General features: G+C 46.7%; 23 protein-coding genes. 2 read left to right on the plus strand and 21 right to left on the minus strand.

All coding sequences use genetic code 11. The features are described from left to right. Window positions 1-314: 314 nt before the first annotated feature. From aroH to mtrB, 13 genes are all read right to left on the minus strand, one after another. Window positions 315-689 carry a chorismate mutase gene (aroH, locus tag JOE49_RS20610; RefSeq protein WP_013310718.1) on the minus strand — a complete coding sequence of 125 codons (375 nt, stop codon included), beginning with the start codon at window positions 687-689 and terminating at the stop codon, window positions 315-317. Window positions 690-691: 2 nt separating this feature from the next. Next, window positions 692-1786 (minus strand): 3-dehydroquinate synthase, encoded by a 1095-nt coding sequence (aroB, locus tag JOE49_RS20615; protein ID WP_069079971.1) that lies wholly within the window; start codon window positions 1784-1786, stop codon window positions 692-694. Between the two features lies 1 nt (window position 1787). Then, on the minus strand, window positions 1788-2957 hold the full coding sequence (gene aroC / locus JOE49_RS20620) for a chorismate synthase (protein ID WP_209942700.1): 1170 nt from the start codon (window positions 2955-2957) through the stop codon (window positions 1788-1790). Window positions 2958-3185: 228 nt separating this feature from the next. Further along, window positions 3186-3986, minus strand: a complete 801-nt coding sequence (locus tag JOE49_RS20625; protein ID WP_023989169.1) for a CheR family methyltransferase — start codon at window positions 3984-3986, stop codon at window positions 3186-3188. Between the two features lie 30 nt (window positions 3987-4016). Next, a complete protein-coding gene (gene ndk / locus JOE49_RS20630) occupies window positions 4017-4460 on the minus strand; it encodes a nucleoside-diphosphate kinase (protein WP_209942701.1) in 444 nt (147 codons plus the stop codon). 110 nt (window positions 4461-4570) lie between these two features. Further along, a complete protein-coding gene (locus JOE49_RS20635) occupies window positions 4571-5545 on the minus strand; it encodes a polyprenyl synthetase family protein (RefSeq protein WP_013310723.1) in 975 nt (324 codons plus the stop codon). Then, window positions 5542-6408: a menaquinone biosynthetic enzyme MqnA/MqnD family protein gene (locus JOE49_RS20640; RefSeq protein WP_028540636.1), complete on the minus strand. Its 867-nt coding sequence runs from the start codon at window positions 6406-6408 to the stop codon at window positions 5542-5544. The genes JOE49_RS20635 and JOE49_RS20640 overlap by 4 nt, the downstream gene beginning before the upstream one ends. Beyond that, window positions 6365-7024, minus strand: coding sequence for a UbiX family flavin prenyltransferase (locus JOE49_RS20645; protein ID WP_013310725.1), 660 nt, complete (start codon window positions 7022-7024; stop codon window positions 6365-6367). The genes JOE49_RS20640 and JOE49_RS20645 overlap by 44 nt, the downstream gene beginning before the upstream one ends. Next, complete coding sequence (locus JOE49_RS20650; RefSeq protein ID WP_028540635.1) at window positions 7024-7896, minus strand: UbiA-like polyprenyltransferase; 873 nt, start codon at window positions 7894-7896, stop codon at window positions 7024-7026. Before JOE49_RS20650 ends, JOE49_RS20645 begins: the two co-directional genes overlap by 1 nt. Then, a complete protein-coding gene (locus JOE49_RS20655) occupies window positions 7889-8617 on the minus strand; it encodes a demethylmenaquinone methyltransferase (protein ID WP_023989173.1) in 729 nt (242 codons plus the stop codon). Before JOE49_RS20655 ends, JOE49_RS20650 begins: the two co-directional genes overlap by 8 nt. A 9-nt stretch (window positions 8618-8626) precedes the next feature. Further along, a complete protein-coding gene (locus JOE49_RS20660) occupies window positions 8627-9496 on the minus strand; it encodes a heptaprenyl diphosphate synthase component 1 (RefSeq protein WP_028540634.1) in 870 nt (289 codons plus the stop codon). Window positions 9497-9612: 116 nt separating this feature from the next. Next, window positions 9613-10164 (minus strand): hypothetical protein, encoded by a 552-nt coding sequence (locus JOE49_RS20665; protein WP_023989175.1) that lies wholly within the window; start codon window positions 10162-10164, stop codon window positions 9613-9615. 98 nt (window positions 10165-10262) lie between these two features. Then, on the minus strand, window positions 10263-10493 hold the full coding sequence (gene mtrB, locus JOE49_RS20670; protein WP_013310730.1) for a trp RNA-binding attenuation protein MtrB: 231 nt from the start codon (window positions 10491-10493) through the stop codon (window positions 10263-10265). Window positions 10494-10530: 37 nt separating this feature from the next. Here mtrB and JOE49_RS20675 point away from each other — a divergent pair, with 37 nt between their 5' ends. Then, window positions 10531-10824: a hypothetical protein gene (locus tag JOE49_RS20675; RefSeq protein ID WP_034095056.1), complete on the plus strand. Its 294-nt coding sequence runs from the start codon at window positions 10531-10533 to the stop codon at window positions 10822-10824. 71 nt (window positions 10825-10895) lie between these two features. On the opposite strand, the gene JOE49_RS20680 is transcribed toward JOE49_RS20675, so the two are convergent. The 5 genes from JOE49_RS20680 to JOE49_RS20700 all read right to left on the minus strand — a co-directional run bounded on the left by JOE49_RS20680 (window position 10896) and on the right by JOE49_RS20700 (window position 16364). After that, complete coding sequence (locus JOE49_RS20680; protein ID WP_013310732.1) at window positions 10896-11168, minus strand: HU family DNA-binding protein; 273 nt, start codon at window positions 11166-11168, stop codon at window positions 10896-10898. Between the two features lie 247 nt (window positions 11169-11415). Continuing rightward, the gene (locus JOE49_RS20685; RefSeq protein ID WP_209942703.1) at window positions 11416-12402 is read right to left on the minus strand and encodes an ABC transporter permease; all 987 of its coding nucleotides are present in this window, start codon (window positions 12400-12402) and stop codon (window positions 11416-11418) included. Further along, window positions 12399-13916: a sugar ABC transporter ATP-binding protein gene (locus JOE49_RS20690; protein WP_209942705.1), complete on the minus strand. Its 1518-nt coding sequence runs from the start codon at window positions 13914-13916 to the stop codon at window positions 12399-12401. Before JOE49_RS20690 ends, JOE49_RS20685 begins: the two co-directional genes overlap by 4 nt. 66 nt (window positions 13917-13982) lie before the next feature. Next, complete coding sequence (locus JOE49_RS20695; RefSeq protein ID WP_209942706.1) at window positions 13983-15098, minus strand: sugar ABC transporter substrate-binding protein; 1116 nt, start codon at window positions 15096-15098, stop codon at window positions 13983-13985. A gap of 333 nt (window positions 15099-15431) precedes the next feature. After that, entirely contained in the window at window positions 15432-16364 is a 933-nt protein-coding gene (locus JOE49_RS20700) for a zinc-binding dehydrogenase (RefSeq protein ID WP_028540632.1), read from the minus strand. A 131-nt stretch (window positions 16365-16495) separates the two neighbouring features. Between JOE49_RS20700 and JOE49_RS20705 the strand changes: the two genes are divergently transcribed. Further along, window positions 16496-17407, plus strand: a complete 912-nt coding sequence (locus JOE49_RS20705; protein WP_209942708.1) for an MmyB family transcriptional regulator — start codon at window positions 16496-16498, stop codon at window positions 17405-17407. A gap of 331 nt (window positions 17408-17738) precedes the next feature. Here the strand turns inward: JOE49_RS20705 and spoIVA are convergent, their stop codons facing one another. The 3 genes from spoIVA to JOE49_RS20720 form a co-directional block, all read right to left on the minus strand. Then, window positions 17739-19217: a stage IV sporulation protein A gene (gene spoIVA, locus JOE49_RS20710; RefSeq protein WP_023989182.1), complete on the minus strand. Its 1479-nt coding sequence runs from the start codon at window positions 19215-19217 to the stop codon at window positions 17739-17741. A 420-nt stretch (window positions 19218-19637) separates the two neighbouring features. Then, window positions 19638-19988 (minus strand): 2Fe-2S iron-sulfur cluster-binding protein, encoded by a 351-nt coding sequence (locus JOE49_RS20715; protein ID WP_028540631.1) that lies wholly within the window; start codon window positions 19986-19988, stop codon window positions 19638-19640. A gap of 39 nt (window positions 19989-20027) precedes the next feature. Next, complete coding sequence (locus tag JOE49_RS20720) at window positions 20028-20678, minus strand: hypothetical protein (RefSeq protein WP_053325674.1); 651 nt, start codon at window positions 20676-20678, stop codon at window positions 20028-20030. Window positions 20679-20691: the final 13 nt, after the last annotated feature.

Below are 20691 nucleotides of genomic sequence, written 5' to 3' on the forward strand. Positions count from 1 at the left end.
AGGCTGTCAGTTATCGAAATTATAAGAATGCTCCATATGTAAAATGACTACAGCAAATAGATAAGTATACACTCATCCCTTTTGTATAACCGCACAGGTTGCCTCAAATAAGCTTCTCTGTAGAAGAATATCTCTTCATAGACAAAAGCTTACCCGCTACCGCCGATCTCTGTAATCTCATATGGAATTGGCTAAGGCTGCACTCTTCTCATCTCAACTCTGTCTCTGGCTAACTCTACTCTACTTAACTCTGCTACACACACTATATCTCATGGGATGTTACTTTGGCAACCATCAACTTTAAAAACGGGCACTTATTTCCCTTGGGAAGCCAGATCCGGTCTTAACGCCTGTGCTCCGTTCAAATATACATGTTTAATTTCCCGCTGGGATTTATCGGTGTTCACCTGTACCATCAAACGGATGCACTTGGGTAAACTGCCTGCCACAGGAATTTCTAATGCACACATGAGCGGAACCATATCCCAGCCATCAAGCTGACGAATGGCCTTGGCTGGAAAGGCAGTATCCAGGTCATGGGTCACCGTAATCCATACGTTACTAATATCCTCCGGCTGAATTTCATTGTAGGATACAATTTCCTCCAGTAGTTGGCATGTTGCTTCCAAAATTTCGTTTTCTTCATTATTCACTACGGTCGTCGCGCCACGAATTCCCCGATTGTACATCGTTACGCCCCCTCTTTTAACTGTTCAATAACTCGTCGGATGTAAGAGACGGAAATATCCTTCACAACCTCCACGTGCCCGATGCTACGTGGGACGACAAAAGTAATGCTGCCTTCTTTGAACTTTTTGTCATGCATCATCGCGTCCAGCAGCCGATCTGTATCGAGATGTGACGGAAGGGAGGTCGGTAGCCGTAGCGAAGACAACATATCCTTCGTTTCATCTACCAAAGAAGGATCTGCCCCCAGCTTCATGCCCAAAAGTGCGGAGCCGACCATACCAATAGAAATGGCTTCTCCGTGTAAAAACTCACCATATCCCGCAATGGCTTCAATCGCATGACCAATCGTATGACCTAGGTTTAGAATAGCGCGTAAATCATTTTCTCGTTCATCGCGCGACACCACTTCGGCTTTTACGGAACATCCCTTTTCCAGACCGTACTCCAGAGCTGTCGCATCCAGCGCAAGCAAATCAGTCGCATGGTCACGGCACCACTGGGCGAAATCAGCATCCCAGATCAAACCATGCTTGATCATTTCAGCAAGCCCCGCAGATACCTCACGAGGAGGTAAGGTAGACAACGTATCTACGTCATATAACACAAGTTCCGGTTGATGGAAGGCTCCTATCATATTCTTCGCCAAAGGATGGTTGATGCCGACCTTACCGCCCACGCTACTATCATGGGCAAGGATCGTAGTGGGGATCTGTACAAACTTGACACCTCTCATATAAGAAGCTGCCACAAATCCAGCCAAATCACCCACCACACCACCACCAAGTGCAATAACGGCTGAATTGCGATCCAAACCGCCCTCAATGGCTGCTGTTATGACCTGCTCAAATACAGCAAGCGACTTGGAGGTTTCACCTGGCTTAACGACAAAGGACACTGTCTTGTAGCCAGATGCCTGAAGATTGCTCTCCAATGTTGCCAAGTAGAATCCCGCTACATTTTCGTCAGAAACAATCAACAACGGGCTTTTTTGCGCAATTCCTCGTTCCTTCAACAACTCTCCGGCTCGATGTAACAGCCCTCGTCCGATATGAATAGGATAAGAACGTTCGCCAAGTTGTACCGTCAGCGTACTCATCTTAGTACCGCCCCAGTTGTTCTTCGTAGGATGCAATATTCGCGCGAATCTCTTCAATCGAATCCCCACCGAATTTTTCTAGCAAAGCTTTCGCAATCTCCCAAGCTACGACATGTTCCATGACTACGCTTGCCGCTGGCACTGCACATGCATCCGAACGCTCAACCTGTGCGGTGAACGCTTCCTTTGTATCAATGTCGACGCTTTGCAACGGCTTGTAGAGTGTGGGAATCGGCTTCATTACGCCACGAACCACAACTGGCATTCCATTCGTCATACCACCCTCAAAACCACCCAAACGATTGGTACGACGGTGATATCCACGTTCCACATCATATAGAATCTCGTCATGCACCTGTGAACCGCGCAATTCCCCTGCTTCAAAGCCGATGCCAATTTCCACGCCTTTAAATGCATTAATCGACATGACGCCTTGTGCGATACGTGCATCCAGTTTCCGATCATACTGTACATGACTGCCCAGACCAATCGGAACACCTTCTACAATACACTCCACTACCCCACCGACTGAATCACCTTCTTGCTTGATCAGATCAATGTATGCTTCCATTTTCTTTTCGGTTTCTGGATCGGTTACTCTCACCGAGGAGGCTTCTGTCACGGCAATCAGCTCATCAATCGGCAAATCACGGTAAGGAGCTTCGATTTCCCCAATACGGATGACCTGACCTGCCACCTTGATTCCGAACTCAGCCAGCAATTGACGGGCCAAACCGCCGCATGCCACACGAATTGCTGTTTCACGTGCACTGGAGCGCTCCAGCACGTTACGAAGGTCCTTCAGGTTGTATTTCATTCCGCCATTCAAATCCGCATGACCCGGACGTGGCCGGTGAACCCGACGCTTGTCTTCATCACTGCCTTCAATAGGCTCAATATTCATAATGTTCTGCCAGTGCTTCCAATCGTTATTTTCCACAACCAGCGCAATCGGTGCACCTGTGGTATAGCCGTGACGTACGCCTCCGGCAATCTTCGCCGTATCTTTTTCAATCTGCATACGCCGCCCCCGTCCATACCCTTTCTGACGACGGTGCAGCTGAAAATTCAATTCCTCAAAATCCAATTTTAAATTGCTCGGCATACCCTCTACAATGGCAGTTAGCTGGGGACCATGCGTTTCCCCCGCGGTTAAATAACGTAAACTCATGACGCGTTCCCCCTTTAAACTGTTAAACTGTGCATCGCTAAAATCTTTAACTGTGCTTCATTATAGTATACGCACCTTTCTTTGACAAGAAAAGCCACGTGTATGCAGATAAACAAAAACACGCCTCTTAGCCAAAGGGGCTAAAGGACGTGCTTTGCTGATAAGCCAACCATCAATTACTCAAGGATATAAATAAGTTCCTACAAACTTTGGATGATATATGCAGGCTTATGCTTTTTTGCGATAAAAAAAGGTTTCCGTCGATTCCAGACCATATTGGTTAGGAGAAAAGATTTGCTCTGTACTACCGACAAATAACACACCGCCGGGACGAAGACTGGCTGCAAACTTTTGATACAACGTATGTTTTGCCTCTTCTGTAAAATAAATCATTACATTTCGACAGATAATGAGATCATAACCATCCTCAAACCGATCCAGCAGCAAGTTTTGCTTTTGAAATTTCACGGCTTGTTTCAAACGGTCATCAATTCGATACATCGCACCATCCGGCTTAAAATATTTGCTAGCCACCTGCTCAGGTACATCCTTGAGCGAACGCTCCAAATATTTGCCTTCCTTGGCTTTTGCCAATGCACCGTCATCAATGTCGGAAGCTGTAATGGAACAATTTCCTAAAATCCCTTTACCGTCGAGAACCATAGCCAGGCTATAAGGCTCTTCACCAGTCGAGCAGGCAGCACTCCACAGCTTAAGCTTCTGCTTCCCCACAAGCAGCTGTGGCAAGATTGTATCTCGCAGCACTTCCCACCGATTGGGATTTCGCCAAAATTCCGAAACATTGATCGTCATTCGATCCAGAAATTCATAGAATAGAGGTTTTTCCTTCATCATGGCATCATAAAAAGAAACAAAACTGGGAAACCCGTTTTTGTTGCGAAGCGTAGTTAACCGCCTTTTCATCTGTGCTTCTTTGTATTGTGCAAGATCAATACCTGTGCTGTCCTTGATTTTGCGGATAAACGCTGTGTAATCGGGGTCCGTCTGACCCAGTTCCATATCCGTCATGCTACCATCCTTCTTCATACGTAATTTAACTTACATCCAGGTCGCCACACTTTTTTCATACCGAACGGATTCTTCCGGCATGAAAAAATTTGCAATCTCGCGCTCTGCGCTCTCCGGTGAATCTGAACCATGAATGAGGTTAAACGGTGTATGTGCTGCAAAGTCTCCACGAATTGTGCCCGGAAGAGCTTCAGTTACTTGTGTTTTACCAATCAACAAGCGGGAAAGCGTAACGATGTTATCCCCTTCCCATACCATAGCAAACACAGGACTTGATGTGATAAAACCTACAAGCTCTTCAAAAAAAGGCTTGCCCACATGCTCCGCATAATGCCGTTCTGCCTGTTCTCTAGATACTTGCACAAGCTTGCCAGCCGTCATTTTGAAGCCTTTGTCTTCCAGTCGACTGATGATACGTCCAATCAATCCACGTTGTACACCATCCGGTTTAACCATCAAAAAAGTACGATCCATCGGCTCACTCCCAATCCAATCTAATGTATTTATACAGTACTAAACTGTATTGTAACAGAAAGCTTGGAACTGGTTAAAGCATTTTGTCACAGCAAACCCAAAACACAACTTTAGTAGGAGCGGCGTGTTACAAAATGAGCAATATCGCGTAGCGTCTTTTTTGTTTTGACATCTGGTAGTAAGTCCAGCGCGTTTAGCGCTTTATTAATATATCGGTCGGCGAGAATTTCAGCTTTAGCGATTCCTTCACTTTTTTTGATCATATCCACCGCTTTGCGTGCGTCTCCTTGCCCATCTCCATCCTGAATGCGGCGGATTTCAGCCAGTAGATCGGCACGCAACTCAGGCTGTTCAAGCGCATAAATCACCGGAAGCGTAATATTCCCCTGTCTCATATCGCTGCCCGGCGGCTTGCCAATCTTTTTTTCCGTGCCACACAGATCAAGCAGATCATCCTGAATTTGAAAAGCCATACCTACGTTATAGCCATAGCTGTACAGCAGGGAATTGACACTTTCTCGTGCCCCTGCAGCCATAGCTCCCAGCTGGCAACTAACCGCAATCAACAATGCCGTTTTTCGCCGTATGCGAAGCAAATAATTCCGCACACTCTGATCCACATTAAAAAAATCACGAATTTGTTCCATTTCACCAATGGACATCTGTACCAGCGCTTTAGACAGTACCCTGTGAATGTCGGGATTCGGCAGTCCAGCAGCAATAGACAGCGCACGTGCATATATGTAGTCTCCGGTGTACATAGCCACCCGATTGTCCCATTTGGACTTCACGGTGGGTTGACCGCGTCTCATTTCCGCATCGTCAATCACATCGTCGTGAACGAGAGAGGCAGAATGAATCAGTTCCAGAGGTACCGCTATACGCTTGAGCTTGTCCAGATCATATTCTCCAAACTTGCCTCCCAGCAATACAAATACGGGACGCAAACGCTTGCCCCCTGCTTTAAGCAGATGAAGCGACGTATCATTAATCAACGGCTCCGTACTGTCGATACTGCGATACAACTCTTCTTCTATAAAGTTCATATCCTTCTTTAATAAACCGAACAAATCCAATCGTTTCATTCTTTCACCCGTGTCAGCGTATTGTCACTCCAGAGAAGCGGCTTCACTCGTCGGTCAAGCAGCCCCAGTTCATGCGCATACTGAAAATAAAGCTCTAAACCTTGTTGTTGCTTCTCTCCAAAATCATAACACAGATTAGTAAAGTAGCGCTCCCAATAATCTCGCAGACCTCCAATTTCCTCGCATGCTTCAGAAATAACAGGCGTCAGGTCCGACAGACTACGCTGCTTGCTTACGCGGAACGCACTTGCAATTTCAGCCACCGCCGCGGGATTTTGAGCAGCAACAGCACGTCGTACTGCCCATACAGCAAAAGTCATACTATAGCCCGTCCAGCGCTTCCACTCTTCTCCGAGGTCCGTAACATACAGACCTTCGCTTCGCCAAGATGCCTTAATCGCGTGATCTCCAATCAGCAGCCCTGCATCTGCCTGTTCCAGCATCAAGTCAAGATCCGGTTCACAGTCAAAATAGGAAGGCTGACCTTCCCATGCCTTTTGCATCAAAATTTTCAACAAATTCACGGATGTAGCAGACGTATTCGTTAGTGCAATGGTTCCGTTTTTGATTTCGTCAAGCGGCTTGCGTGAAAATAGTAAAATGGATTGCACAGGACCATCTGCACTGACGGATAAATCCGGCAACAATAGCATTTCCTCAGCACCCGATGCATACGCAAATGAGGACATCGCACTGATATCCAAACTCCCATTCAGCATACCTCGATTCAATTCAGCCGGAACTTTAGAAACCATCTCCGCCGAATGGAGAAGCTCAGAAGGATTAAAATAATGAAAAATAGGCCAAGCGTTTGTATATTTAATTTTTCCGATTGTGATTGTCTTGGTGTCCGGCGTCGGCATCGGAATCCCCCCATCTCGTAAACAGTTGATGTTCTATACGCAAGCTGTCCAATACTTTGCCTACGAGGAACAGCACAATATCATCCAGCGTCTTCGGATGAAAGTAAAAAGCCGGCATAGCCGGAATCATTTTGACGCCGAGTCTCGCAAGCTTAAGCATGTTTTCCAAATGAATGGCATGTAGAGGCGTTTCACGAGGCACAAGGATCAGCGGACGACCTTCCTTCATCATCACGTCCGCTGCCCTCGCCATGAGGTTATCGGACGAACCGTGTGCTACTGCTGACAACGTCCCCATCGAGCATGGCATAATAATCATCGCATCCACCAAATAAGAGCCGCTCGCAATCGAAGCTCCAATATCTGTGAACGGATGGTATACAAGAGAACCGGGACGGCCTCCGAATTGTTCATTCAAAGCCCCTTCCCGGTCAGTCACATTCCAGCCCAACTCCTCTTTCAATACCCGCCAGCCAGCATTGGAAACGATCAGGTGAACTGTGTATTGCAAGTCCAGCAGAGTCTCTACCAGTCGCACACCATAAATGCTTCCGCTCGCGCCTGTAATGCCAATAACGATTCGTTTGCCTTGATGTCCGCTCACCTGATTATTCATTAGTATTGACGCACCACCAAATCAATCAGTGTAAAGGCAAACACGACAGTGCTAAGTACACCGTTCATAGTAAAGAATGCCGTCTGCAAACGACTCAAATCTTTTGGAGATACGATATAGTGTTCATAAAATAAAATAATGTACGAAATAATCATGCCCGCCAGATACCACCAGCTTAAATCTGCAATAAAGAACAATACAATAAATCCGATTGCCGTAATGACGTGGAATGCCCGAGCGATGTTCAACGCACCTGCTACACCAAAACGGGCAGGAATAGAATAAACTCCTTCGTTTTGGTCAAAATCTATATCCTGACAAGCATAAATTACATCAAATCCCGCCGTCCAAAATGCAATCGTGAGATATAGTACGATAGCGGTCAAATCTATTTGTCCCGTTACTGCAACCCACGCGCCGAGTGGCGCCAAACCAATGGTCAGACCAAGCACAATATGGCAAAGCCAAGTGAAACGCTTGGTGTAAGAATAAAAAACGAGCATAAAAAAGGCCAGCGGGAACAGCTTGAACGCCAGCGGACTTAACTTGAATGATGCCCAGAATAACAACACCAAACTGACGATAATGAAAATCACCACTTCGCTCGATTTGAGCAACCCCGCCGGGATAGCGCGTCCTGCTGTGCGCGGATTTTTCCCGTCAATCACCCGGTCAATCATACGATTGAAGCCAAAAGCCGCGCTACGTGCGCCAACCATAGCTAGCAGAATCCAGCCGATCTGCGGCCAAGAGGGAAGGTTGCCTGTCACGATAACAGACCCCAATACAGCCCCCATGAATGCAAATGGGAGCGCAAATAACGTATGTTCAATTTTAATCATTTCCAAAAAAATAGCAATTTTCTTAAACATGCTGACTCTCCTTGATTCCAATGTGCAATGCCGCAATGCCTCCGGTGAGAGAATGAGCCTGAACATCCTTCAATCCGACTTCACGGAAGATGCCAGCCAACTCATCCCTTCCTGGAAAAAGCGCCAACGAATCAGGGAGCCATTTATACTGCTCATAACGTTTGGCGAACAATTTGCCGAGCATGGGCAAGATGTGTTGAAAATATGTGTAGTAAATTCCCTTGAACGGCTGCCAAGTAGGTTTGGACAATTCCAGACATACGACCTGCCCGCCAGGTTTGACGACTCGTTGCATCTCCTGTAACACGTGGCGCAGATCAGGCACGTTGCGCAGACCGAAACCAATCGTCGCATAATCAAATGAATTATCTTCAAAAGGTAGTTCCATCGCGTTGCCCTGAACAAGCTTAATTTGCTTTTCACGGGATTCTGATGTAATCTTACGCTCGCCAACATTGAGCATGTTCTGACTAAAATCGAGTCCTACGATGTGACCACTTTCACTTGCTCGTGCCATCGCAAGCGTCCAATCACATGTACCACAGCAAAGATCAATTGCCGTATCGCCGCGATGCATGTTCATTTTTTTCATCGTAAATTTCCGCCAAGCCTTATGTCTGCGAAAGCTCAGTATATCGTTCATCAAATCGTATTTACCTGCTATGCTTTCAAACACGCCATGAACGAATTGCTCTTTCGGCTTGGTGTCGCTTGATCCCATCACGTTCACCTAACCTTCCCTCACAACTGGGTGCGGACTATTTAGCAGCTTCTGGAAAGGCTCAAGCATGCGTTCAAATTCCTCGATCCCTGTATTTTGATCATCTGACAGGATATGCCTGATGTGTGTAACAGCCGTGCGAAGCTTGTCCAGTATCGCATCCTCGGCTTTGTATTTCAGAACAAGCTTACGCCATGCTTCAGTGTCAGTACCACTCCCTGAAAGCAATGCCTGCTCGTTCCGGTCCCCGTTACCATAAATATGCCAGAACATATATCCGAAACGGGACTTGTCCGGTTCTGCCCGCTTGCCCCATTCCTCCACCAAGGTATCACAGAGAGCAAATTTGTTGAGAAGCTGCTTCCAAATTTCCTGATCCTGTTCTGCTACAAGTGAAGTGAATGATAAAAAAAGCTCCTTTTTGAAACGAACCATCTGAGTTAAATACTGAGTTGCATCCAATCGGAATTGCTTCATTCCCCAGTACAGATTCATTTTCCCTGCGTTCACTTCACATACAGCATCACTCAGCTTCGAAATGGCCGTGATGCGGCCTGCCAGTGCAAGCAGCTGATAAAAACGACTGCTAAAATAGTCCCCAGCTAACACTTTCAGCTGTCTGGAACGCATCTCCTCCGGGCTCCGTATACCGGATAAAGTATCAATCATATCATGCGTATCCAGCCCCATCTGCACAAGCGAGGTTACCAATGCGTACAGTTCGTCCTCACTGGCATGCAGCTCCTGCGCATTCCGGTTCAAAAACACAAACATCAAACGGGTACGGCTGTCAGGAAAAGCCGGCATTTCCGTATGTTGTTGAATCATGTCGTATTCCACATATTTCCTTGCTAATTGGGGTACGCGATACGGTTTCATCCTAAGCCTCCGAGACATGACTTTCTGCTATACTCAAATAATTGCAATGCCTTATATTATATCACAATTTAAAATGATTCGCGACTAAAGTACTGTAGGTCCACCAGCAGAAACATCTAATCTGTATATACACCGTTAAACCTGTTTTGCCACATGGGCGTTACCGTAATGCGGAAACGGGACTTCAAATCCTCTGGCAATTCCGCGCCTTCCCGGCTTCTCAGCTGTTCCAATGCCTCGTTCGTCCACTCGTTCCGGCGTATATCGGATGCAAGCAGCAAATGACGTTCTCCTGACCATTCGTCCTGTGTCACCACCCGAAGCAGCAATTGCCGTACATTCGTCGTTCCGTAAAAGCTAAAAGCGGCAAGCTCCGCCATGTTTTGATAAATCTCTAGTGGGGCAGTTTCTTCCTTGGACAGCTTGACATCCAGGGTCAGGACTGAATGTTCCCAGCTTGCGCTTGCAATCGGTGTGGTCAACGGCAGCTCATTCAGCGTATCCACCAGATTGTCATCCGACAGCAGCACCCGTTGCTGAGGCGAAATCGTCGCCTGTGTCTCACGAACTGCTGCGGTTCCTGAGTCTAGCACCTGTAAGGACGGCAGCAACACAGCTGCTGCGATGGTTATGAGAATGGAGCCACCGAATACAATCCAAGGTTTCATCAGAGCCTCCCCTGACCTCTACCTCATAATGTGGGTTTGCTACGGTAAAGGTCCTCACTCTCATTCTACAACAAAAAAAAGCAGGCTATGCCTGCATTTTAATCCTCCGTATCTACTACCCCGTGCTTGGTCATCACAACGGCTTTGCCGCGAATTTTAATAGCAGAAGTATGATCCGTAAATTGGACGATCAGTACTTCGCCCTTGTCCAATTTTTCTGAATGATGCAAGCGTGTATCCTGACCTCTGGTCAGACCAAAAACCTGACATCCGTTGCTTTTCGCTTTAATTACGACGTACTCACTACTACCCGTCACGTTATCTTCCATGTCCTTTTCCTCCCTGAGAGCCGAAGCTATACTTTTTATGATGGAGATTCAAGCTTGTTTTGTCAACTACATGCTTCCTTCGCTACCTGCAACAATTAGCGTGTCCCGAGCCATACTATCCGTGCAGTCCCATCCATTAAAGAAAGGAACGGATCTGATGAAAAACTATCTTCCCGCCAATCTCAGTCCTGCCCAAATCGAACGACTTCAACAGCTGGAGCATGAATTTGCTGAGCTAACAGGTGAACCCCTAGTGCTGATCGCTTATGCCTCGCGAAACGGCAGAACAGCTTCCTCTTCTCCAGTCCATAGCACCTCTACCACGAAGTAAACAGGACAAAAAGAAAAGGCCGTGAATCAAATTCACGGTCTTTTCAGCGCATTGGGAATATGTAAGAAATCTTATTTAATTCCGTCTTTGAGCGCTTTACCCGGTTTAAATGCCGGAATTTTGCTCGCAGGGATTTCGATTTCTTCTCCTGTTTGCGGGTTACGTCCTTTACGTGCGGAACGTTCACGAACCTCAAAGTTCCCGAAACCTACCAGTTGCACCTTATCTCCGCTTTGCAGCGCTCCAGAGATCGCCTCAAATACTGCATCGATTGCTTTGGTTACGTCCTTTTTGGACAATTCAGTGCTTTCAGAAACCTGATTGATCAAATCCGTTTTATTCATAATATTCACCTCCCAATTCAAGTGTAGTCCAGCATTAAGGTTATCGGTGTTAATGACCGATATGAGGTCGCCTGTATAAAATAACCCGGGCGGCGTACTGCCTTCCATAATGTTATCATCTGTTTCCGTTTCGTCGTTAAATATACATAGAATATACCTAACCTCCGCAATATAGGCCGAAACTGGCGTTTTATGGCACCCTTCTTGCGTGGAACAAGGTTTATAGTAATACAGTCCACAGACAATTTCAAGTACGACGACGGTTTAACACGTAAAAAGTAACGGCCAGCGCAAGTACCAGCACTACTCCTTTGACAATATCATGGGCAAAATATTGCACATTCATCATCGTTAGTCCATTAACCAACACACCGATCAACACCGCACCAATAAATGTACCAATGACATTGGGTTTACCAGCACCAAAGACCGAAAAACCGACGAATACTGCAGCTACCGCCTCCATCAGCAAGGGGGAACCCGCGTCAATTTGGCCTGAGCCTACTCGCGAGGCATACAAAATACCGGCAATCGCCGCAAATACGCCTGAAGCAACATAGGCTAGAGTACGGACTTTTTTTACCCGTATGCCCGACAGACGAGCAGCTTCCTCATTTCCACCCGTTACATACATTTGACGCCCATGCTTTGTATAGGTCAAGAAGACATGCACCGCTGCCACAGCCAGCAACAGTAAAATAACTGAAATCGGGATACTCAACCATTTACCTTGCCCCAGCAAAAGAAATGCAGGAGATATCTCCCCCGGCGCCTTGCTGCCATCGGGAAACTGCATATGATTGTATATGGTATAGCCCTGGGCGTACGTTTTGTGAATCCCGCTTACAATATACATGATTGCAAGGGTTGCGAGCAAATCAGGAATACGCAGTTTAATAATCAGTAATGAATTCAACAGTCCTACCAAAGCACCGACAACCAGAGACACAATAATGACCACCGCAACAGGCTGCTCATACCAGACCATCAAAGAAGCTGAAACGACCGTTGTCAAAGATACTGTAGCTCCCACTGATAGGTCAAAACCGTCCACAATAAGTGACAACGTCACACCAATGGCAACGAAAGTCACAATGGCAATTGAGCCAAGAATGTCCATTAAATTATCATACGTCCAGAAATAAGGTAATGTAGATGAAAAAAACGCTAACACACCTATAATGACAACTACGGCACCGTAACGAAATGAGACGTTTAACCATTTTTCCTTCATGAATGCACCTCTTCACCGCCGCTGGCATACAACAGAAGCTGTTCCTGTTCCACTTCGCCCCGCGCAAATTCCTTTATAATTTTGCCATCATACATCACTGCAATCCGATCACCAATACCAATCCCTTCAGCAAATTCACAGGTTAGATAAATGATCGCTTTTCCTTGCTCCGCCAACTCGCCAATGATACGGAAAATATCACTTTTTGCCCCTATATCTACACCTTTGGTTGGCTCGTCAAAAACAAATACATCCGCTCCAGAATGTAACCATTTTCCAATCGCAACTTTTTGCTGATTCCCACCACTTAAATATTTAACATTCTGGCGGAGCGATGGCGTCTTAATACCGAGAGAGGCGACAATCCCATTACCGTTATTTCGTTCTTTATGCCGACTGATGAAACCAAGGACACTCAGTTTGCCCAAAAGCGGAAGGCTGAGGTTTCTTTCCACACTCTCCTCAATTAGCACCCCCTGCTTACGCCGCTCCTCAGGTATGGACACAATTCCTTGAGCTACCGCGTCCGCTGGCTCTTTCAATCGAATGGAGCGACCTTTAAAGGTCAGCTCTCCCTTATCCGGCTTGTCTGCTCCTGTAAGAAGTCGTGACAGCTCTGTCTTGCCTGCACCAACCAAACCCACAATAGAGAGAATTTCACCACATCGGACCTGTAAATCAACGCCGTGCACTCGTAATCCTTTGTGAAGCCCTTTTGCTTCCAATACCGCTTCACCAATCGGCACCTCTGTTTTTGGGAACTCCTCTTCAAATGTTTTCCCAAGCATATGCGTAACGATGTCGCCTACACTTAAATCAGAGGCAGGCCCCGTGAACACGCGCTCACCATCACGCATCACCGTAACATGGTCACTGTGTTCGATAACCTCCGGCAATCGGTGTGTGATGAGGATACATGCAACTCCCTCATCCTTGAGTGTATGGATTGTGCGGAACAAACGTCGCGTTTCTTCCTCGCTGAGCGGCGCCGTAGGCTCATCAAAAATGATGGTATTTGCTTGCTGTGTCAGAATGCGTGCAATAAGCACAAGCTGTTTTTCTGCCAACGTCAATTCAGACACATATCGTCTTACGTCAATATCTACCTCCAGACGTGCTAATGCCTCACGCGCTCGTCTGCGCATAGAACCCGGTGCAGCCCACCATCGACCATCAGGTGCAGATAAATCGTCCATTACAATATTTTCAGCGACAGTTAACTGAGGTACAAGCGCTGAATCGACCTCCTGATACACACAGTGAATTCCCGCTCTTTTGGCCTCCCACGGTGAACTAATGTTCAGTTCCTTCCCACCAACTACGATAGCTCCCTGATCGGAACGATACGCACCGGACAAAATCTTCATCAATGTGCTTTTCCCTGCCCCGTTGGCGCCCAGCAGAGCGTGAATTTCGCCACCCTGCACCGTAAAATCCACGGCTCGCAGCGCATCTACACCAGCAAACTGTTTGCTGATTTTTTTCATTTCCAATGTATATACTTGTGAACTCATGGTGCCCCCTCACGCCTGCTTATGATAAAAGCGCGCCGAAGCGCGCCTTTGCGTTATGCAAACATTTTATTTGGACGTTTCATATTCCTTCATCCAATCCTTATAGCCCTGCTCGCTTTGGCCCCATCCCTTCACATATTGGGACAGCTCGGATGTGGAAATTTGCTTATCTGGCAGCGCTTCGCGTTGCACATATACAGCCTTCAGTACAACTTTCTCCTCCGGATTATCCCCATGCAACTTCTGATATGCATAGCGCACTTGTACGCGCCCGATATCTGTTGGATCTACGGCTGCCGAGGCCACCCAAGGATTTTTCGGGTCCTGGATCATTTGCAAGTCCTCGTCGCTCATGTCAATGCCGTAGACTTTAATTTCCGTACGTCCCGCTTGTTGGATGGCACGGGCTGCACCTTTGGCAAACTCATCCCACGCCGCCCAGACGGCTGTAATTTCGCCCTTAGGATATTGCTTTAATACAGCTTCCATTTTGGCTTGCGTATCCAACGCAGGATTCTGAGCCGAACCAAAAGTCGCAATTTCTTTAATATCTGGATTGGATTTCAAAAATGCACCATAAGCAACCTGACGACGTTCCATCGGTGCAAATCCGGCAACCCATACTTTCACAATGTTGCCTTTGCCACCGATATCCTTTTTCATTTGCTCCAGCGTCAGCTCAGCCATGCTTTGGTCATCTTGGGAGAGCACTACCGCACCCGGAACATTGACGGCAGCATCAAACACGATAACCGGAATATTGCGGGAAATTGCCTTTTTCAGTCCTGTCTCCAGCAATGCATCACCGTGATCAGTCAAAATGACATCAAATTGCTGGTTAATCGCACTATCAAGCAGAGAAGCCATTTTAGCCTTATCGTTATCTGCCACAAACTTAGTCAGCGTACCGCCAAATTTCTTAACTTCCTCTTCCACACCTTGAACATACTGTTGCGAAAATGTGCCCGTGTTAAACTCCATGATCAACGCAACCCGTTTACCCTTTAGATTTAAATTGTCCGGTTTTCCGTTTGTTGTATTCGATCCCTCAATGCTTGTCCCTTGAGTGCCGCTCTCTGTTTTCGGCACGCCACATGCAGTGACCAGCAAAACCAGCACCAGTAGCATGATAGCCCCCAGCCCTAGCTTTTTGTTTCTTTGGAGCTCTTTTTGGATATTCATGATTTCATTTCCCCCTCGTTCAATCCACAAAATAATTCAAATTTGATACTTAATATATCGCTTTAAACCAAGTATGTAAATAGGTTTTATGAAATATAGAAAAAATTCCGACTACATATGACAAAATACGACAATTCCGCAAAAAAATTAAACAACCGCCCCCGATTGAATAACGGGGAACGGTTGCTGCATAGAGGTGTCTTTTTAGTTCTCTACTTGACAGGGTACGCCACAGGGTCGATTTTTGCTTATGCTTAAAATGTGAACATCATGAGCGGAGACTAGCCTGGAGATACAATCTCCTTGTCATTTTCAATATGAGGACGCTCTCATCTAACTTATTTGGAGCACTGCTTTACCAGAAAACTTCCGATCTATCAGTTGTTGGGCAATAGTTCCAATTTCCTTCCACGATGCCTCCACTTCGATCCTTGGTACTAACTGGCCTTTTGAAACAAGCTCACCTAGTAATTTCAGATCTTCCGCTGGCGAATAGCGATTTATCTCCTCTCCTAGAAAGAAGCTGTACAAGGTCCTACCCCCTAAGCCCCTGATATTAATCGTTGCGTAAGGTGAGGACGAATGTCCCATGGATACACAAATCCCTTCTGGCACAAGCTGAGGTAGTAATGCAGCTAGCGTATCACCACCTACTGAATCCAAAATTAGATGATAAGGTCCAAATGTATCAACCGATGAAATCGCCGTATCTCCAACGATAACCTCATTAGCACCAGCCTCTTGAACAAGTAGAGCTTTTCCCTTGGTTCTGGCTACACCTACTGTAAAAGCTCCTGATTGCGCTGCTAGCTGGTGTGCAAAAATCCCCACTCCGCCAGTCGAGCCAGTTATCAATATTCGCTTACCGAGCAGCATTCCTCCTTTTCTAAGCGTATAGAGCGCTGACAGACCGGCTACCGGTAAAGTAGCAGCCTGGGCGAAGGTAATATCATCGGGAAATTCAGCCAGTAATGAAGTAGGGGCAGCAACTTGTTCGGCCCATGCTCCCATTGGGAGAAGGCCTACCACACGGCTTCCTTGTTTCGGACCCGTGCCATCTTTGGCCTGCTCGATGACGATCCCAGCAAAATCCCAGCCTGGTCTGATCTGTCTTCCATTATTCCTTGCATCTACAACTTCACCCCGATTAAGAGAGAAGGCCTGTACTTGAACGATCGCTTCCCAAGGCTGGGCCTGTGGGGCGGCAACTTCCTTTATCGCGAAAAATCCTGAAGCAAACGGATCTGTTACAATTGCACGAACCATACGATCTCCTCCATGATTATCATTGAGAACCTCTTGTAAATAGCTCACCTTTTTCACAATGTAGTATACTGTAGGGAATCATCTGCACCAAGTGTAGAACTACACCTCATTATGAAAAGGATTGAAAAAGGATGACCATGCACAAGGACGAGGACTTCCAATATAAAACATTAAAAATCGTATTGGGAGAGATTGAAGCTGTTCGCATGAAACGTCAACGGGAATATACTGAGCTATCTCACCCGTTATTGAAACGATTTACTCAGCAGGAGCTTAATGATGAGGCATGTCCTACGTATAAAAATCTATTGGTTGGACGGTCTCGTCGAGTACCGGATCGGCAAACGATGATCCATATTGCTGAGTATCTGGAGTGCACTTCAGATGAGCGCAATGATCTACTCCTCGCCGCTGATTATCTTCCGATCCATTACGAATTGGAGGGACGGTCTCTGGAGCTGGCTCTGGAGCAAGCGCAGCAGATCATGAGTAATTTGCCATTTCCGGCAATGATCGTTACTCATACCTTAGATATCAAGGGGTTAAATGAGCCGTTTCGCCATTTATTTGATATCCCCTCCGATTCTTTTATGAATGGAAAACTGAATAAAGTTGATTTTCATTTTAACTCCGATTTTTCCATTCGTCCCCGTTCTACCTTCGATGCTGAGTCGTTCGAAGAGTGGGAGTCTCATGCTATTTACGGGATACAAGCTTTCAAAAGGTATAACATGTTTTCCCGATACGACAATTGGTATAAAAAGTTAATTGACAGATTTCAAAAATACGACGATCTTAATAAATATTGGAGTATGCAGCCAAAGGACTCATCAAATGAAGTTGAGCACTCTAAAATCATTTTGGCCAGAATGGGAGCCATGGCCGATTTAGCCCCCATTCGCTACAAGCAAATTCATCTTTCTGTAAGCAGCCACATGTATCCTGGAATTGAAGTGTACTTACCGATTGACGAACCTGGACGCAGAGTATTTGAATATTTGGGGTGTCCTGCCGAATGCCAGAACAACGCTTTTAATAAATAGCCAGTCAATTGCTATATCGATTATAAGAATCGTTCATTGCAAATTAAATAAGCCTCGGTGCTACGTTGAAAGAGACCAAATATGAAAATGACTACCAGGGTAATCACGTTGTGAAACTCATTAATCGGATTGTTACATTTGAACCTAAATCCCGCTAGGAGAAACGAAAAGCTCAATAAAAACAGAGGTAGTCTAGGACTTTATTTTCTCGTCCATGGCTACCCCTGTCTGGTTTTAGAGGTCAGTCTAATATTTTGTTTTTGCGAACCATAGAGAGCCAATTGCTCTCCACGGTATTTCTCTTATACATTTTTTTGGGTGTGGCTTAGCCTTAAAGAATAATAGCAATGAGACCGCCGGAGCCTTCATTAATGATACGACCCAGCGTTTCCTGCAGCTTATAGCGTGCATTGTCCGGCATCATAGCGATTTTACCCTGAATGCCTTCCCGTACAATGGAATGCAGCGAACGTCCGAAAATGTCTGACTCCCAAATTTTGATTGGGTCATTCTCAAAATCCTGCATCAGATAGCGCATAAGCTCCTCACTTTGCTTCTCTGTTCCGATAATCGGAGCAAATTCCGATTCCACATCCACACGGATCATGTGTATGGAAGGTGCTGTTGCCTTGAGCCGCACACCAAACCTTGTGCCCTGACGAATCAACTGCGGATCGTCTAGTGCCATTTCGGACAATGACGGCGCTGCAATGCCATATCCCGTTGTCTTGACCATTTCCAGCGCCTCGGCGAAGCGGTCGTACTCCCGTTTGGCATGGGCAAAATCCTGCATCATTTGCAGCAAATGATCCTTGCCGCGAATCTCTACCCCGACGACTTCGACCAAAATCTGGTCATATAGCTCATCGGGAGCATACAGATCAATTTCAGCTACGCCCTGCCCCATATTCATCCCGCTCAATCCGGCCCTGTCGATGAATTCATATTCCATAAACTGGCCAACCACTCGATCTACATCACGCAGACGTCGAATATCTTTAACCGTATCGCGGACGGAATTTTCATAATTGCTACGCAGCCAGTGCTCTTCGTTCAGTACCATGACCCAGCTCGGCAGGTTTACATTCACCTCATGCACCGGAAATTCATACAATACTTCACGAAGTACGCCTGTAACATCATCTTCCGTCATAGTTGCCGCGCTGAGTGTCATAACTGGTATATCGTACTTGGCAGCCAGCTCACTGCGAAGCTGGAGTGTTTCATCACTGCGCGGATGCGTGGAGTTGATAACCAAAACAAATGGCTTGCCAACTTCCTTCAACTCCTCAATGACGCGTTCCTCCGACTCTACATAAGAGCTGCGCGGGATTTCCGCAATCGTGCCGTCTGTAGTGACTACCACACCGAGCGTCGAATGCTCCTGAATAACCTTGCGTGTACCAATTTCCGCCGCTTCCTGAAAAGGAATGGGTTCTTCGAACCATGGTGTGGAGATCATCCTCGGACCATTTTCATCCTCGTACCCTTTTGCTCCTTCTACTGCATATCCTACACAGTCAACCAGACGTACATTCACGTCCAGTCCTTCCGTTACTTTGATCTGGACGGCATTATTCGGTACGAATTTAGGCTCCGTCGTCATGATCGTCTTGCCTGCCGCACTTTGCGGCAACTCGTCTACGGCGCGGGCACGGTCCGCCTCACTTGTAATGTTCGGCAGAACAATCGTCTCCATAAACCGCTTGATAAACGTTGATTTTCCTGTTCGGACTGCGCCGACGACCCCAAGATAAATGTCTCCTCCGGTGCGTTCGGCAATGTCTTTAAAAATGTCCACTTTCTCCAATGAAATCCCCTCCTCAAAAGTCTCCGAAGGAAAAATGCTTAAAGAGCATCCGCTTCGTGTTCAACCAACTGCTTGATCCCAGATGCGGCAGAACAGCCTTTAAAATGCCCGGAAGTCGTCCGCCGCCGAGATTCAGGAGACTGATGGAATCGGCGAAACGGCGTAAACTCGTACATGCATTTGGACTGATACCATCATATGTATCCCCTCCGTAAAATATGTTTAGTTTTTTAAAAAATAGATTACGACACAGCGATCATTGCAGAAACGATATTTTACGTTTGGGTCCACTCACCTAATATATGCGGGGCAAGACTCTCCCATGACTTCGTCGCTAGACTAAATAAAAAAAGGATGTTTCTCCTGACCGTTTAGAGTCGTCGGAAACCATCCTTTTTTATCTTCCTGATATAATCGGCATTACCACAGTTCATCATCCATCGCCTGACGCTCCAGTTGCCGCCTGATAGCCGCCTTAAGCCTATCCTCCGGTACGGTTACCTGCATATCGCCTTGGACACGCGCCTGGCAGGATAAGCGTATTCCCTCATCCAGTAAAGGTCCCAGCTTACGCTGCTCTGCATCGCTGGGTTGGCCTGCGAATTCAGCCCATTCCGGTGATATTTGTACCTTACACATCAGACAGGCTGCTTTTCCGTCACAACGAGTGGGAATATATACACCCGCTTTACGGGCAGCCTGAAGCAATGACGTACCCTGACCGACCTGTACGCGCCTGCCTGACGGCTTGAACATAATCTGCACATTCATGAACGGTCCTCCAGTCGTCTTTCTCCTAACACACACAGCTTATACTTCATTGCCCATCAGGATGACGGAGTGCAACTCTGGCCAAGGCAGAAGTTCTGCAAGCTTGTCCAATTGCTCCTCATTCCAAATATTACTGACTAGTAGCTGCTTCAGTACAATGATATGACGTCGCGGGTCGCGCTTCATAACATCTGCAATCGCTTTATATCGGTCGGGTCGATTTCGCAATATATTGAATAAAAGTTCATGACTGAGCGGCATCAGACGCAGTGAAGCACTCCCCAGCTCAAGCTGAACCCCAGCCGACCAAAGTAGTCGCTCGATCTCTAAGCGGTATAACGCTCCGCCACATAATACCTCAAATCCCCCCACCAACTCGACTGGAAAACCCTCCAAGTCATAGTGGCTCAGCAATGAAACGTAAGAGCCGCTACGGTCAACCTGCTGTCGATCTATACTCATACCCAAGGGGTGCGCATGGAGCTGCTTTGCAGCATGAATATCCGCATAAATATCAATGTCCCGAGGCAGGCGATCCAGTTCAACTTCTTGCACAAGTAGTGAACAGCTCCCCCCCAGCATCCACGGAACCGACACTTTTGACCAGCTATCAGCCAAGCTACTCAGCGCAACTGCCAGATTGTGAGGAAGCCTGTCTACTAACACTGATGATATTGCCTCCTTCAACATCGTTTCCTCCTTT

The sequence above is a fragment of the Paenibacillus sp. PvR133 genome, from assembly GCF_017833155.1.
Lineage (GTDB): Bacteria > Bacillota > Bacilli > Paenibacillales > Paenibacillaceae > Paenibacillus > Paenibacillus polymyxa_B.